Origin of the sequence: Paenibacillus sp. FSL R7-0198, from assembly GCF_038000415.1 — a bacterium.
In the GTDB taxonomy this organism is placed as follows: domain Bacteria; phylum Bacillota; class Bacilli; order Paenibacillales; family Paenibacillaceae; genus Paenibacillus.
Window position 1 is genome coordinate 1,470,805 of the sequence record NZ_JBBOCB010000001.1, and the last position, 15,373, is coordinate 1,486,177.

General features: G+C 46.7%; 15 protein-coding genes and 1 other annotated feature. All 15 genes read right to left on the reverse strand.

Translation table 11 applies throughout. From position 1 onward, the window contains the following. Positions 1–26: 26 nt before the first annotated feature. Positions 27–386, reverse strand: coding sequence for a DUF5665 domain-containing protein (locus tag MKY87_RS06280; protein WP_017687319.1), 360 nt, complete (start codon positions 384–386; stop codon positions 27–29). Between the two features lie 165 nt (positions 387–551). Next, positions 552–3,650 carry an isoleucine--tRNA ligase gene (gene ileS, locus MKY87_RS06285; RefSeq protein ID WP_340963409.1) on the reverse strand — a complete coding sequence of 1,033 codons (3,099 nt, stop codon included), beginning with the start codon at positions 3,648–3,650 and terminating at the stop codon, positions 552–554. Between the two features lie 339 nt (positions 3,651–3,989). Then, positions 3,990–4,282 (reverse strand) — a binding site (T-box leader). Between the two features lie 57 nt (positions 4,283–4,339). Beyond that, the gene (locus tag MKY87_RS06290) at positions 4,340–4,849 is read right to left on the reverse strand and encodes a DivIVA domain-containing protein (RefSeq protein ID WP_062835445.1); all 510 of its coding nucleotides are present in this window, start codon (positions 4,847–4,849) and stop codon (positions 4,340–4,342) included. 239 nt (positions 4,850–5,088) lie between these two features. Beyond that, entirely contained in the window at positions 5,089–5,871 is a 783-nt protein-coding gene (locus tag MKY87_RS06295) for a YlmH family RNA-binding protein (RefSeq protein WP_091014083.1), read from the reverse strand. A 15-nt stretch (positions 5,872–5,886) separates the two neighbouring features. Next, positions 5,887–6,156, reverse strand: coding sequence for a YggT family protein (locus MKY87_RS06300; protein ID WP_260632824.1), 270 nt, complete (start codon positions 6,154–6,156; stop codon positions 5,887–5,889). A 7-nt stretch (positions 6,157–6,163) separates the two neighbouring features. Further along, on the reverse strand, positions 6,164–6,631 hold the full coding sequence (locus tag MKY87_RS06305) for a cell division protein SepF (RefSeq protein WP_036614853.1): 468 nt from the start codon (positions 6,629–6,631) through the stop codon (positions 6,164–6,166). Next, entirely contained in the window at positions 6,622–7,323 is a 702-nt protein-coding gene (locus MKY87_RS06310; protein ID WP_036614854.1) for a YggS family pyridoxal phosphate-dependent enzyme, read from the reverse strand. The genes MKY87_RS06305 and MKY87_RS06310 overlap by 10 nt, the downstream gene beginning before the upstream one ends. Positions 7,324–7,329: 6 nt before the next feature. Beyond that, entirely contained in the window at positions 7,330–8,229 is a 900-nt protein-coding gene (pgeF, locus tag MKY87_RS06315) for a peptidoglycan editing factor PgeF (RefSeq protein ID WP_105599697.1), read from the reverse strand. Positions 8,230–8,280: 51 nt separating this feature from the next. Continuing rightward, positions 8,281–8,673 (reverse strand): YlmC/YmxH family sporulation protein, encoded by a 393-nt coding sequence (locus MKY87_RS06320; RefSeq protein ID WP_165980230.1) that lies wholly within the window; start codon positions 8,671–8,673, stop codon positions 8,281–8,283. Positions 8,674–8,847: 174 nt separating this feature from the next. Then, entirely contained in the window at positions 8,848–9,630 is a 783-nt protein-coding gene (gene sigG, locus MKY87_RS06325) for an RNA polymerase sporulation sigma factor SigG (RefSeq protein ID WP_017687309.1), read from the reverse strand. Positions 9,631–9,741: 111 nt separating this feature from the next. Beyond that, positions 9,742–10,464, reverse strand: coding sequence for an RNA polymerase sporulation sigma factor SigE (gene sigE, locus MKY87_RS06330; RefSeq protein ID WP_017687308.1), 723 nt, complete (start codon positions 10,462–10,464; stop codon positions 9,742–9,744). Positions 10,465–10,475: 11 nt separating this feature from the next. Then, complete coding sequence (gene spoIIGA / locus MKY87_RS06335; protein ID WP_091014080.1) at positions 10,476–11,456, reverse strand: sigma-E processing peptidase SpoIIGA; 981 nt, start codon at positions 11,454–11,456, stop codon at positions 10,476–10,478. A gap of 261 nt (positions 11,457–11,717) precedes the next feature. After that, positions 11,718–12,833: a cell division protein FtsZ gene (ftsZ, locus tag MKY87_RS06340; protein WP_017687306.1), complete on the reverse strand. Its 1,116-nt coding sequence runs from the start codon at positions 12,831–12,833 to the stop codon at positions 11,718–11,720. 150 nt (positions 12,834–12,983) lie between these two features. Beyond that, positions 12,984–14,267, reverse strand: a complete 1,284-nt coding sequence (gene ftsA / locus MKY87_RS06345) for a cell division protein FtsA (RefSeq protein ID WP_036614863.1) — start codon at positions 14,265–14,267, stop codon at positions 12,984–12,986. Positions 14,268–14,560: 293 nt separating this feature from the next. Continuing rightward, positions 14,561–15,328 (reverse strand): cell division protein FtsQ/DivIB, encoded by a 768-nt coding sequence (locus MKY87_RS06350; protein WP_149846753.1) that lies wholly within the window; start codon positions 15,326–15,328, stop codon positions 14,561–14,563. Positions 15,329–15,373 lie beyond the last annotated feature (45 nt).

Sequence of the window (15,373 nt, forward strand, 5' to 3'; positions counted from 1 at the left end):
ATCATTCACCTTCAATCGCTGATCGCTTAGTATGTGTTCATATCAAGCTGGCGCTGGACAATGCGCACAATATCAGCGATGTAATCTCCAACAATGGGAAGATTGAGCGCCCCAAGTAGCTGCAAAACGTAAATGATCGTTGCTGCGAAAAAGGTAAACCCAATCGCAATCCCCACACCTCGTGCGGCTCCAGACAACAGGTTAAGTCCGATCAATTTCCATGGCCTGTTCAGCAATTCTGTGTATTGCGCTATTCGTGAACGTTCCAGTTCATTCGCCAGACGGTTCGTCAGGGTATGTAACTCTTCAATTTTGTCATGGGAATTGAGATTATCTGATGTTGATTGTTGTGAAGTGGATGCGGTTTGCTTGTCATGTTCGCTCATGTTTTGGTCAGTTCCTTTGATCAATATAGATTGACTGCACTATAGAATCATTGCCTTATTGCTCAAAAAACAAACGAGCCCAGATACAGGGAATATGTCCCTGCCTCTGCGGCTCGTTGGTTTATACTCTATATTCTATCCCTGTTGAATGAGACATGCTCCGAATTACGCTTCGATGTAAATACCGATCGATTTGCCTCCGGCTTCAATGCGTTCCATGGACTCATTCGAGCCAAATGTAACTTCAGTTACGAGAACATTTTCACGCAACACATCATCAAACGCCTGAATAGCTTCCTGAAGGGATGCATCCACATCCAGTGTCAAACGTACTCTTTTCTCAATTGGCAGGTCCAGTCGTTTCCGGGTATCCTGCACAGCACGAACCACTTCACGGACCCAACCTTCCTGTTCCAATGCTGGCGTGATTTCGGTATTGAGCGCAACCGTCAGACCGTAACCTGATGCTGAAGCAAAGCCTGATTTGGCTTGTTTATCAACCAATAATTCTTCGCTCGTCACTTGCAGCTCTTCGCCTTCCGGAGAAACGATGTTCAGCACACCCTCCGAAACCACTTTACGCGTCTCATCGGCTGACATTCCCTTGAAGAAGTTTTGCAGGAATCCTACGTTTTTACCGTATTTCTTACCTGCAACTTTCAGGTTCAGCTTCAATGTAAAGTCAACGAATTCCGCATCATTATGCTCCGTACGGATTCCTTTTACATTGATCTCTTCCTTGATGATCTCTTCATAACTTGCCAGGTCAAACCCTTTATCCAAAGAAACGATCAATTCGGACAGCGGCTGACGTGTCTTGATGCCAGTTTCGTTACGAACGTTACGGGCAAGTTCAACCACGCGGCGAGCCGTCTCCATATCCTGTTCCAGTCCTGCATCAATCAGCGCTTCATTAGCTACCGGATAGTCTTCCATGTGCACACTCTCACCTGTTGCAAGGTTCAGATAGATATCTTCTGCAAGCATCGGTGTAAATGGAGCAACCAGTTTCGCAGTAGTCACCAACACCTCAGTCAATGTACGGTAAGCATCCAATTTATCCTCTGTCAGGCCACTTCCCCAGAACCGGTCACGGGAACGACGGATATACCAGTTACTCAACTCATCAACAAATGCTTCAATCGCTTTGGAAGAGTTCAAATAGTCGTTAACCAACAGCGCTTTTTCTACAACCAGGATCAGGCTGTTCAGTCTCGACAGAATCCAGCGATCCAGCTTGTGGGCGGACAGTTGGAACGGGTGCTCCTGTGGATCAAATCCATCAATGGTAGCATAAAGCGTCAGGAATGCATGGGTGTTGACCAGCGTATCCACCATTTTGGATTTTGCTTCGCCTACGATACCTTTGGAGAAACGTTTGCTGTTCCACGGTGCACTGTCAGACAACAAAGCCCAGCGGAATGCATCTGTACCGTATTCTTCAATGACTTCCCAAGGATCGATAACGTTACCTTTGGATTTGGACATCTTCTGTCCGTTCTCGTCAAGAACGTGTCCTGTAGCCATAACCGCTTTGTAAGGCGCTTTGCCTGTCAAAAGGGTGGAAACCGCCAGCAAACTGTAGAACCAGCCACGTGTCTGGTCAATCCCTTCACAGATCATATCTGCAGGATACTGCTGTTCAAATACTTCTTTATTTTCAAATGGATAGTGCTGCTGGGCAAACGGCATGGAGCCGCTGTCGAACCAGACATCGATCACTTCCGGTGTACGTTTCATTTCATATTTGCCGCAAGAGCTCATGACTTTAACGTCATCCACATATGGTTTATGCAATTCAAGATTCTCAGACACATCACCTACCGCACGGGCACGCAGTTCTGCAATGCTGTGTGGAGCAAATTGTTCACCAGTCTCCTCGCACACCCAGATGTTCAGCGGAGTTCCCCAATAACGATCACGGCTGATGTTCCAATCCACCAGATCCTCGAGGAATTTCCCGAAGCGACCTTCTCGAATGTGACCCGGGTACCAATCCACTTCACTGTTGTTGGCAATCAATTGGTCCTTGATGGCTGTTGTTTGGATAAACCAACTGTCCATTGCATAGTACAGAAGCGGTGTATCACAACGCCAGCAGAATGGGTAGCTATGCTCATATTTTTCTTTGCTGAACAAACGTCCATTTTCAGACAGATATCGCACGATATCAATATCACAATCCTTCACGAAACGTCCGGCAAAGTCAGTAACCTCAGCTACAAATTTACCTTCCAGGTCCACCATGTTCACAAAGCTGATCCCATTCTCACGGCATACACGGTAGTCATCTTCACCATGGGCAGGAGCCATGTGTACGATACCCGTACCACTTGCATCCGTTACAAAGCCTGCACCCAGAATGATGTTGGCCTTCTCAGCCTGTACGTAGTTGAACGGAGGATCGTACGTTTTGCCAACCAGGTCAGCACCTTTCAGTGCACCGATGATTTCATACTCACCCTTGGTATCTTTCATCACTTTTTCAACCAGATTGGTTGCCATGATGTACACTTCATCACCTTGACGAACACGGGAGTAATCCATATCCGGATTCACGGCAAGTGCAACGTGTGAAGGCAGTGTCCAAGGTGTTGTCGTCCAGGCCAGTACAAATTCTCCGCTGTCATTCAGTTTGAATTTCGCTGTAGCACTCAGGTCTTTGACGTCTTTGTACCCTTGTGCAACTTCATGAGAACTCAGTGTTGTCTGACAAGAAGGACAATACGGGCTCACACGGTGACCACGATACAACAGGCCTTTCTCATGAATTGTCGCCAGGATGTTCCATACACTCTCGATGTAGTTGTTATCAAGGGTGATATACGGGTTATTCATATCCGTCCAATATCCGATGCCTTCTGTCAAATCACGCCATTGTTGCTCGTACTCGAATACACTCGCTTTACATTCGTTAATGAATTTCTCCACGCCGTAATCTTCGATTTCCCACTTGTGGGAGATACCAAGCTTTTTCTGTACACCCAGTTCTACAGGCAGACCATGTGTATCCCAACCTGCTTTACGAACAACACGGTAACCTTTCATCGTGTTATACCGTCCAACGAAATCCTTGATTACGCGTCCCAGTACGTGGCCGATATGCGGTTTACCGTTTGCTGTAGGCGGCCCTTCATAAAATACGAAGTTAGGCTTGCCCTCCCGGTTTTCAATGGATCTTTTGAATGTATTCTCGGTTTTCCATTTATCTAACACGCGTAATTCTCTGGCACGTGCCTTCTCTTTGACGTCAACTCGTTGCATGATGATTATCTTCCCTTTCTTTGGTTGGATTGTGGACCGTCCACAAAAAGCGTTTCAATCCCCCTAAATCCCCCTTGCCAAGGGGGACCCCATAGGCGCTCCGCCCTCTGGACACCCGGGATGGGTTGTCGGTGGGGGATCGGTTGCGCTTATGGGCGAGGGGTGGATGTGCGTAGTGGCGGCCATTTTGCGGCTGTTCCCTGCGTGAACGCCGCATGGCCTTACCGCGAGGCGGGTGTTGCCGGGTGCTTCGCTTTCCCGGCGGGTGGCTCTCTCCCTGAGGCCCCTTCGGGCCTCAGGGAGAGAGCCTTTTTTGGACACAAAAAAACCCCGTCCCTGGAAAGGGACGAGGCTATACTCGCGTTACCACCCTAATTCTGTTCATCACAAACCACATCCAGGCAAGCCTGGGTATGCTCTGTCATCAACAGCGCTTATGCCCCGCTATACTACCGCAGGGTGCCGTTATAACGTACGGCTTACGGTTCGGCTTACACACGGCAATCAAGATCACCGCTTCAGCGTCACTTCTCCGGGGAGATATTCGGCTATAACTCATCCATTGGTTTGCACCAACCACCAACTCTCTGAGGGATGAGATCATAACGTACTGAACCCGTCATGGAATCACTATTCATTATGAATATAGTTATAGCCTCTTTGCAGACAAAAGTCAACCAGGCGACAGACTAATAAATTTCTTTCATCTCCCGCTCACGGTCGCGCACTTCCTGCTCCCGGCTCTCCAGCACTTCCCAACCATCCTGAGTCAACAGTTCAAGCTGCGCTTCAACAAGCGTGCGGAAACGGGCACGATAAATCGATGCCTGCTTTTTCAGTTCTTCCACTTCCAAAGCAATTTTACGTGATTTGCCCAGCGATTCGTTCACGATCCGGTCTGCATTTTTCTCTGCTTCCTTCACGATCAACTGCGCTTCTTTCTTCGCATTGTTCTTCACATCATCAGCAGCTTCCTGCGCAATGATGATCGTTTTGCTAAGCGTCTCTTCAATCGTGGCAAAATGATCCAGCTTTTCCTGAACGGACAGCAACTGATTGCTCAGCTCTTTGTTCTCGCGAATGACGCCTTCGTAATCTTTGATGACTTGATCCAGGAATTCATTGACTTCATCCTCGTCATACCCGCGCAAACGTCGGGAAAATTCCTTGTTGTGTATGTCCAGCGGCGTTAATGGCATGCTGTCCACCTCCTGTTAAAGTTCCTTCCCGTGCAGAGAAGGTTGCAGCATATGGGTACCACCCAAGGGGCCGTATCGTTGATGCCTAACCTTGGCAACGTATACGGAATGCAGGATCAGAATTACATCCTCCAACGTTCATATAAAGCTTTGACTTAATGTATATCGGATACACCGCGTATTTTCTACACCTTTATGATAAACATTTCGACAAGAAAGCGGATTTTCCTGCAACAGACTCAGGCAAATTTGCCGATTTTCACTCGGCAACGCCCTTTTTTGGTCATCCCATCCTGTTCCATAACCTTGAAACGGCCAAATCCCTGAATGGATACGACATCACCCGCTTTTAGCGATTTGGAGGGATCTTCCTCAACTTTCCAGTTCACACGGCAACGACCAGCTTTGATCGGCACCAGCACTTTACTGCGACTAAGCCGATACACATCTGCGCAGATTCCATCCAAACGAAGCGAAGCAACCGTAATGTCCATCGTCTCCAGTTTACTCTCTGACCATCGCATCTGATCCAAAGGAAGTAACTCTGTAAACACATGTAACCGATGCACCTGATTCAGTTGAAGCGATAAAAAAGCGCCGGTTTCCGCCGCCACCACTGTATGGCAACCGTCCTCCAGCACTTGGATATCCCCGATCTTTCCACGTTTCATCCCAAGCCCGAGCAGGGAACCCATATAGTCCCCATGCTCCAGCTCCGAGATTTTCTGATCATCAGACGTAATACTGAGCACCTGCATTCCCATATCCTCATCATCCAGATACATATAATCAGGTGCAACCAGCGCACGCTTGCGTTCAGCAGCCTCGTAACCACCATCCAGACGAATCTGAACGTCGTTACGGCGATTGGCAAGAGTCTGTAATATAAAAACCTGTCTTGGATCAAGGAAGTCAGTTAGCTTCATGTCATGATACTTACCTGCCCGCTCAACCCAATCCGAAGCCTTATCTACGAAATCCCGCTCATCATGGCTAAAATGTTCGTAAATTTCACCGCTCATCTATGTCACCCTACCCTAATATACAAAATATCGAAGTATGGAGATCAGCCCATTAAGCGCAAGTTGCAGAACGATCAGCGCCACAATCGGGGAAATATCCAGCACACCGAACAAAGGGGGGATAAATCGACGGAATGGTCTTAGATATGGTTCCACTAATTTGCCCAGCCATTCACCGATGAAGCTTTCCCGCGCATTGGGAAGCCAAGACATCAATATGTAGACAATGACCATGTAAAAGTAAATCTGGTATAACGTGTACAACACGCTTTCAATCTGATACAAAAGTGGCTCACCTCATTCTGTTATAATCTTGCTCGCTGTCAGCCAGTATTTCCGTAATTGAGCCCTGAATTTCAACCGTATCTGGCGTACAGAGAAAAATGTTTCCGCCGATTTTGGAAATACCGCCACCCAATGCATATACCGTGCCACTCAAAAAATCAATAACGCGCAGCGCTTGGTCCTGGCGAATTCGTTGCAAGTTCACCACAACGGTACGATGCGAACGCAGATGGTCGGCAATTTCCTGAGCCTCGTCATAAGAACGTGGTTCATACAGGACAACTTTAACATTTTTCTGGGAATGAATGCTCACCACATTATTCCCCCTTTGGTTTCTACGTTTATCGAGACTGGAGGTTTCAGCTTCCTGATGTTCAGCCTCATTTTCCTCCTGCGCAGCCATTCGTTCACGTTCCACAATCTCTTCCTCTTCCTGAAGTCCGAGGAAATTCATAAATTTATTCATTACGCCCATCGTGAACCCTCCTCTTTTCCTACGAGAATCGATCCTAGCCGTACCCAGGTTGCACCTTCTTCAATGGCCACTTCAAAATCATTGGACATCCCCATCGACAGCTCAGTCAATGGCTCTGCTGTAAGGGCTTGTCCATTCAATTGATCTCTCAGCTCACGCAATCCACGAAATACGGGCCGCGTCAGCTCCGGATCTTCCTCATGAGGTGCCATGGTCATCAGGCCAACGACCTTGAGATTGTTGAACGAACGAATATCACGCAAAAAAGAACTTGCCTGTTCAGGCTGTAATCCATACTTGCTCTCTTCACCCGAAATATTCACCTGCAAAAACGTTTCCACTTGGATGCCAAGTGAAGCTGCTTTTTTATCCAGCTCCTTCGCCAATGACAAACGATCCAGTGAATGTATGTAACGAAACTTGCCAATCACGTCTTTCACCTTGTTTGTCTGCAAATGACCGATAAAATGCCAGGTACCCTGCTGACCAAAAGCTTCCCATTTGGCCTGTGCATCCTGCCACCGGTTTTCTCCAATATGCTCAAGACCATGATCCAGCACCGATCCCGTTGTTTCAAGTGAGACATATTTCGTGACCGCAATCACATTCACATCATCACGATGACGGTTACTGCGCCGACATGCATCCTCGATCTTCTGATTTACCTGTTGTATACGCTCCTCCAATGACACAGAGGGTCACCTCTCTTCCAGCCCAATCCAGCTCGCCATACGCCCTGTAACACCATTTTCCTTCCTATAGGAGAAAAATAGTTCGGGATGACAACTTGTACACCATGTTGTACATTCGATATGATCCGGCATTATTCCTGCTTTCATCATAATGTGTCGATTACATTCTTTCAAGTTTAACATCGTTTTACCGTTATTCACGGCTCGATATGCTTGTTTAGAAGCAGAATCCTCGTATTTATCATTAACCGGGGAATCATCAAACCAAACCCGTACATGCTGCATGACCGCCTCATCCACTTCATAACAGCAATCCCCAATCGACGGACCGATTGTAGCTCGAATGTCCTGCCTACGGCTGCCATACTCCCGTTCCATCGTCTCCACCATGGATACAGCGATACCCGCGACTGTACCTTTCCAGCCGGCATGCGCAAGACCTACCGCCTGCTGCACAGGGTCATAGAAATAAAGCGGAACACAGTCGGCATAGAAAGAAGTCAGCAGCACACCAGGCACATTCGTGACCAATCCATCCGTATCCTGCAACGCAGATTGACGATCAAGTAATCCTCTGCTCCGATCTTCAGCGGTAATTACAGCCACATGTTTGCCATGCACCTGCTCTCCACAGGTCCATGCTTCTGCTGCAAAGCCAAGCTTCTCGGTTACAAGCCTACGGTTGTTAAGTACAACTTCAGGGTCATCCCCCACATGATAAGCACAATTGAGCGTGGCATACGGAACTTTTCCAACTCCACCATGCCTCGTCGTAAATCCGACTGACAGCTGTTCAAATTGCTGTTTCCAGGGCTCAACATATAATAATAACGGATCAGGACCGAAATCTGAATTTGGGTTCTTGGTCCGTTCAAGTAATTCTTTATCCAATACAAAGGGTTCCATTATCTCACCTCACCACTTCCAGTGTACCAAATGAGCCACATTCTGTCTCATTTATATCGTTCGACGCTGATTACGGTCTGATCGTTCAATGCGTTCCACACGGTCTGTGCGGTTATGCTGCTGTTCATCATACAGGCGCGCTTCGCGATCACGTTCGTCATACGTGTTTTCCTTTACCTCATCCATCTTTACCAGAATCACATCTGAGCCAATCTTCACAATATTTCTCCAGGGAATCACCAGATCCGTTCCCCCGCCAAAAAGACCCATAAAACGGCTGTACCCCGGCACTACAATCGCTTCAATTCGTCCCTGCTTCAGATCCAGCTCCAAGTCACTGATCTGACCCAGGCGTTTACCATCCGTAATGTTAATGACATCCTTTGTCTGAAAGTCCGAGATTTTCATGCCTCGTGCCGCTACTTCGCTCGTATTTACTTTCATTCATCTCCGCCCCCTGTTATTCCTCTTCTGCCCGTTCTTCACGCTTCTATACAATATATGTTTCAGGGGCGAAAAATGTCCTGTTTTTCATCGAATGTGGAAACGGTCCAAAACAAAAAGACGACCAACGGTATACACTGCCCCGATTGATCGTCCTTCTGCCCTTGCATCGTGTTACGACTTAACATGTTTTTGCATCTGCTGTATCGCTGATTTCTCCAGACGTGATACCTGAGCCTGGGAAATGCCAATTTCATCAGCCACTTCCATCTGGGTTTTCCCTTCGAAAAACCGCATCGACAGAATCATTTTTTCCCGCTGACCAAGACGATGCATCGCTTCACGGAGTGCAATTTCCTCGATCCATGACACATCTTTGTTTCTGTCATCACTGATCTGATCCATAACATAGATCGGATCTCCACCATCATGATAAATCGGTTCGAAGAGCGAGACCGGGTCCTGAATGGCGTCCAATGCAAAAACAACATCTTCCTTCGGCACATTCAGTACTTCCGCAATTTCAAATATCGTCGGTTCCCGGGAATTTTTATTCGTCAGGCTGTCACGGACCTGAAGCGCTTTGTAAGCTATATCCCTCAAGGAGCGAGATACCCGAATTGGGTTATTATCACGCAGGTATCGACGGATTTCACCGATAATCATCGGCACCGCGTAGGTTGAAAATTTGACATTCTGGGATAAATCAAAATTATCAATGGCTTTCATCAGGCCGATGCAACCAACCTGGAACAGATCATCGACAAACTCCCCCCGATTGTTAAAACGCTGAATGACACTGAGTACCAGACGCAGGTTGCCATTCACTAATTTCTCTCTTGCTGAGCGATCATGGTGTTGCTGAAGGGAATGAAACAATTCCCGCATTTCAGTGTTGGTGAGGACAGGCAATTTTGCGGTGTCCACGCCACAAATCTCGACTTTGTTTCGGGTCATCGTGATTTACCTCCCAAGGAGAAACATTAATGTACATTATCTCCGGGGCAGGCTTTTTTATTCGTACTTGGCATCCTTGCCAGTAATACCCATTCTGACCGATGATGTATTTCAGACCATTTTATTGAACTCTTTGCGAAGTCTTTTAATGATTCTTTTTTCGAGACGAGAGATGTAGGATTGGGAGATTCCAAGTAGATCCGCTACATCTTTTTGTGTCTTTTCTTCCCCATCCGTCAGGCCAAAACGAAGCTCCATAATCATTCGCTCGCGCTCCGTTAATTTTTCCAGTGCCTTGTGCAAAAGTTTCCGGTCTACCTGCTCTTCAATATTCCGATAGATTGTATCGTTTTCAGTACCCAATACATCAGATAATAATAGTTCATTTCCATCCCAATCAATGTTAAGCGGTTCATCAAAAGAAACTTCAGTTCGGATCTTACTATTACGTCTCAGGTACATCAAAATTTCATTTTCGATACAACGTGAAGCATAGGTTGCCAGCTTGATTTTCTTTTCCGGGTCGAATGTATTAACTGCCTTGATCAACCCGATGGCTCCAATGGAGACCAAATCTTCAATGTTGATTCCTGTGTTTTCAAACTTTCGTGCAATGTACACCACCAGACGCAGATTGCGCTCAATAAGCATCGCGCGAATGGCCGAGTCTCCCGAGGATAATTTTTGCAGTAAAAATTCTTCTTCTTCCCTTGTCAAAGGCGGCGGAAGTGCCTCACTTCCCCCAATATAATAGATCTCTTCGCTTTTGAGTCCCAACAAAAATAACAGACGGTAATATTGCAGCTGCGCCACCAGTTTCCATTTCACAAGCATGTACGTTCCTCCTATACCACATTCAGCGGCTTTTCTGTTGCTCCCGCAGAGAGAGCCGTAGACTGCGCAGAAGCAGCGTCTTGCACAAGTTCAGGATGAATCACGGCCTGGTATTTCCCATCCGACGACAAAACACCTCCATCCAGCCCAATGAGTACTCTTGTCGTCTCATAACATGTTTCCTCCATCGTCACCTTCACCCGGTCCGGCTTCATTGCCAGCATAAACGCAGTCCCTTTGTTAATGCCCCGATAAGGCACAAGCCGCAGTCGATCCTGCCACTGAAAACTTTCCTGATCAAGCTCCAGAATAAGGTTGTCCGGCGCCTCGTCCTTGAGTCTGCCCTTCCATGAAGCAGGTAACATGTCTTGCCATAACGAAACCTCCATCACCATGACCGGCATACGCGATAAGGGATCTGTAAGTTGATTGCCCGTATCCAGAAGGCCTGTACAAGAAATGACTACCTCATCGATGCAGACCTCAACTTTACCCAAATAGGTCGTCATGCGATCCGTTTTCCGTTTTGAGCTCTGCACAGCTTTGAATAAAAACAGGACAGCAAAAAATACGATAAACGTGAACCAGAAAGCAATTTTCAGATCAAATGACATACCGCCAGAAGCCGTGAACCAAATGCCGTTAAACAACTCACCGGAGCTCTGAAGCATGTAATGCACACCCAGAATACCTCCGGCAGCGACAAAATTAATCACATAGAAGGTACCGAGCGTCCTCGCAAAAGCCTGCAGACCTTTAAAACCAAAAGCAATCGTAAGCATAACCAGCGAGAACCCGAACTTGATCAGAAAGGTGAACATAAAATCAAACTCCGGTACAAACATCATGACCACGTATAATGCACCCACAATGGCGGACAGCAACCATCGCCACCAAACCAGCTTTGTCTTGCGCATCCAGGCGGTCATTCCGATGAGTGCACCGTCAATACACAGGTTTGTCAAAAAAATTAGATCCACATAAACAACCAAAGTCTTCACCTGCCTGCGCGCAACATATCGAAATACCGATACCCGATATCCTGATATTCATGAGCATATTCACAAGTATACGGAGCCCCCTGTTCAAAGTCTGTCTAATCATGGGGGTGTGGTTCCAACTTTTTTTGTCGGAATTGCTCAGGCCCTTTGTTCAGAATTTGTTCATTGCTGTATGCTATGATATCTAAACAAACAGAAAAAACCCGGTCGCTCCATAAGGAGTACCGGGTTTCCAATAAACTGATTTGTGTATTAATCGTTGTTATTATTGCGTGAACGATTGCGTAAAAATGTCGGAATGTCCAGCTGATCATTGCTCGGCTGATTTCCGAAAGGACGCAGGTTCGGCGAACGCGTATCCGTCGTCTCCGCTGTTGCTGGAGCTGGTTTACGTCCTGGTGGTGGTGGAGCAGGTTTATCTTCAAAACCAGTTGCAATAACTGTAACCTTAATCTCCTCTTTCAGGTCTTCGTCAATGATGGCACCAAAGATCATGTTTACTTCCGGGTCGGAAGCAGACGTTACGATCTCTGCCGCTTCATTCACTTCATACAGGGACAGATTAACGCCACCTGTAATGTTCATGATTACCCCGCGAGCACCTTCAATAGAAGTTTCAAGCAAAGGACTCATAATGGCTTTCCGTGCTGCTTCTGCGGCACGATTCTCACCAGTTGATTCACCAATCCCCATAAGGGCTGAACCACGTTCGTGCATAATCGTTTTGACGTCAGCAAAGTCAAGGTTGATCAGACCCGGTACAGCGATCAAATCAGAGATACCTTGTACCGCTTGACGAAGTACGTTATCCGCTTGACGGAATGCTTCAAGCATAGGAGTCTTTTTGTCTACGATTTCGAGCAAACGATCATTAGGAATCACGATCAGTGTGTCGACTTTTTCCTTGAGAGCTTCAATACCTTGCTCTGCATGGCTGGAACGCTTGCGTCCTTCAAATGTAAATGGACGAGTTACGACACCAACGGTAAGTGCACCACACTCTTTAGCGATTTCGGCAATAACCGGAGCCGCACCTGTACCTGTACCGCCGCCCATACCGGCTGTAACAAATACCATGTCTGCACCTTTCAACGTGTTCATGATCAGATCGCGGGACTCTTCCGCTGCTTTTTTACCTACATCCGGGTTGGCGCCAGCACCAAGACCACGAGTCAATTTATCACCGATTTGCAATTTATGCTCGGATTTCGCCAGATGTAACGCCTGAGCATCCGTATTCACCGTAATAAATTCAACACCTTGTACACCATTTTCAATCATACGGTTGACTGCATTGCTTCCGCCGCCGCCTACACCGATGACTTTAATTTGAGCCAAGCTCTCCATCTCGAAATCAAATTCCAACATATTATTCCATCTCCCCCTCAATGTGCATGGATGGCCCGTCCAATTTTTGATTTGAACCGAATCAATTTCATATATCGACGAACGAAAGCGTTTATTTTAGTACCGGCGCATTCAGACGGCTTCAAGAATGTATGAAATGGATCCAACCTGTTATATAAATTCGCTGAACATATTCTTCAGCCGCTCGAACAGACCGGGTTTTTGCTCCGATTCCTGTGCCGTATTTGGCTTCGGACGGTTGGTCGGTTTCTTGTTGTTATTATTGTTGTTGTTATTTCCACCGCCGTTATTGATCGAGGGACGAATGCGCAAACTGCGAATTACACTGTGCAATATGCCAACTCCGCTTGTAAACCCGGGGTCGCGCACACCAATATAATCCGGAACTGCAACTCGTACCGAAGCAGCAAGCTCATGCTGAGCGACCTGCAGAACCCCCGGCATAGAGACCGTACCTCCCGTTAGTATATAACCTCCAGGAAGCTCGTTGTAACCAAGACGCTTCACTTCTTGGGATATCATCTGGAATATTTCCTGAACCCTAGGTTCAATAATTGCTGCCAGATCCTCCTGTGAAAACTCCTTGTCTACATTACTGCCAATTCGGGTGACTTTGAACATCACATCCGCAGCAGCATCATCCAGCCAGGCGCAGCCATATTTCAGTTTCACTTTCTCTGCCTGATCCGTTAACGTGCGTAAGCCATAGGCGATATCATTTGTTACGAATTCCCCACCTATAGGCAACGTTGATGTTGCAACAAGACTGTCTTCTTCAAAAATGGCGATGGTTGTAGCACCTGCTCCAATATCAACAAGCACTGAACCCATCGTTTTTTCATCTTTGGACAAAGCCAGTTGACCCGCTCCAAGCGACATGAGAACCAGATCGCTTACTTTCAGACCCGCTTTTTCCACGCAGCGCAAAAGATTATGTATCGCGGTTTTTGCACCCGTTATGATCGTTGCTTCAACTTCCAGACGAACACCAATCATACCACGGGGGTCCTGTATGCCCTCCAAGCCATCTACAACATATTGCTTGGCGACAACATCAATAATTTCCCGTTCCGGCGGAACTGCAATGACTTCGGCTGCTTTCAACACCCGTTCCATGTCTTCTTCTCCGATTTCACGATCCTCGTTAGACACAGCCACGACGCCGTGACTGCTCATCAGTCCGATATGATTTCCCGAGATTCCAACATACACTTCGGATATTTGAATACCTACCATACGTTCTGCATGATCCACTGCGTTGCGAATCGACTGCACCGTCTGATCGATATCTACGATTACACCTTTGCGAATTCCCTCCGAGTCGGCAGATCCAACTCCTATAATATTAAAGGTTCCATTATTCATTTCCCCAATAATAGCACGAATTTTGGATGTACCGATGTCCAAACTAACAATGATGTCATTGTTGCTCAAGTCTGTGGCACCTCCTGACTCCAATAGTAAATTACGTTCGAATTTAAACACTATTAAAACATATTCAACACACTTCAGGCTTTCCCTCTTTTTTCTACAATGTTTTTGGGTGTCAAAATCTGGTTGCCAGACATAAAACATTGAAGAAAAAAGAAGGAGGCAACTCATGTGCCATAAGTTCAAGTGTATCATTTTTTCTTCATCTCAGAAAGAACAAGTTTCATTGCTCTGACGGGGCCAAACCCCGACCTGCCTAGGCTTTCATATTCAGTCCAGCCTCATCATGGCAAAGATCAGGGGGTTGCTCCTAGTTCAGCATCATCTTCCGGGTCATCCGGGATGAAAGGGACATAGGTATCTGCCTCAAGCATGGTGATTTTCCCAGGCCGTTCGGTCTCAATCACCTGATTCAGATACTCCACTTTATCCGATAAAAGAGAGACGGTTGTAATCACTTCAAACTGCGATTTGGTATACATCCGAATCTGATCCGGAAATGAAGGCGTTGGGTTCGGAATAATTTCCGAAATATCCGTCGTCAATTCATTCGGAATTTTAGCCAGTGTCTGGCTCAGTTTGGCTTTGAGTGGATCATCAGCCTTCCATTGGGTCAATATGGGCTTCTCCACAGCAACACCAATTGTTGCCGGAACCGTCAAGCTTGTCCCACTGGCTAATATCGCTTTTAACGTACCGTCAGAACCAAGCTCATAAGCAACCGTGGCATATTCCTGCACCTTGATATGGATAATACCCGGAAATTGCTTGTCCACGGTAACGGTGGAAATCGCCTTGATGGTCTTGAGACGCTCAATAACCTCGGCAGTACTTGTCCCAAAAAATTGTTCGCCTTCTTTCAGCCCGCTTTTCTCCAGCAGTTCTGAAGTTGCTGTATATACATTACCCGTAATTTCAATTGCCGAAATCCGACTCATGGAAGAACGAAAGAATAATACAGCGAGCAATACAATAAATAATAATAAGAGAATAATTACAATTTTGCGGCTTGTGTTTCCTTTTGGCCGATTCTTCTTCAGAACCGGAATTTGACTTTTAGGCATAAGTAGCGCTCCACAAAGCCTCAGGTCCCCTCCCTTCAAGAAGGG

Coding starts and splice junctions, on each gene's coding strand:
- pgeF (WP_105599697.1), bottom strand. CDS start 8,229: ATGGAACCCTTTGTATTGGATAAAGAATTACTTGAACGGACCAAGAAC.
- sigG (WP_017687309.1), bottom strand. CDS start 9,630: ATGACCCGAAACAAAGTCGAGATTTGTGGCGTGGACACCGCAAAATTG.
- MKY87_RS06350 (WP_149846753.1), bottom strand. CDS start 15,328: ATGCCTAAAAGTCAAATTCCGGTTCTGAAGAAGAATCGGCCAAAAGGA.
- ileS (WP_340963409.1), bottom strand. CDS start 3,650: ATGCAACGAGTTGACGTCAAAGAGAAGGCACGTGCCAGAGAATTACGC.
- MKY87_RS06295 (WP_091014083.1), bottom strand. CDS start 5,871: ATGAGCGGTGAAATTTACGAACATTTTAGCCATGATGAGCGGGATTTC.
- sigE (WP_017687308.1), bottom strand. CDS start 10,464: ATGCTTGTGAAATGGAAACTGGTGGCGCAGCTGCAATATTACCGTCTG.
- ftsZ (WP_017687306.1), bottom strand. CDS start 12,833: ATGTTGGAATTTGATTTCGAGATGGAGAGCTTGGCTCAAATTAAAGTC.
- MKY87_RS06305 (WP_036614853.1), bottom strand. CDS start 6,631: ATGGGCGTAATGAATAAATTTATGAATTTCCTCGGACTTCAGGAAGAG.
- MKY87_RS06290 (WP_062835445.1), bottom strand. CDS start 4,849: ATGCCATTAACGCCGCTGGACATACACAACAAGGAATTTTCCCGACGT.
- MKY87_RS06320 (WP_165980230.1), bottom strand. CDS start 8,673: ATGAAAGTAAATACGAGCGAAGTAGCGGCACGAGGCATGAAAATCTCG.
- MKY87_RS06280 (WP_017687319.1), bottom strand. CDS start 386: ATGAGCGAACATGACAAGCAAACCGCATCCACTTCACAACAATCAACA.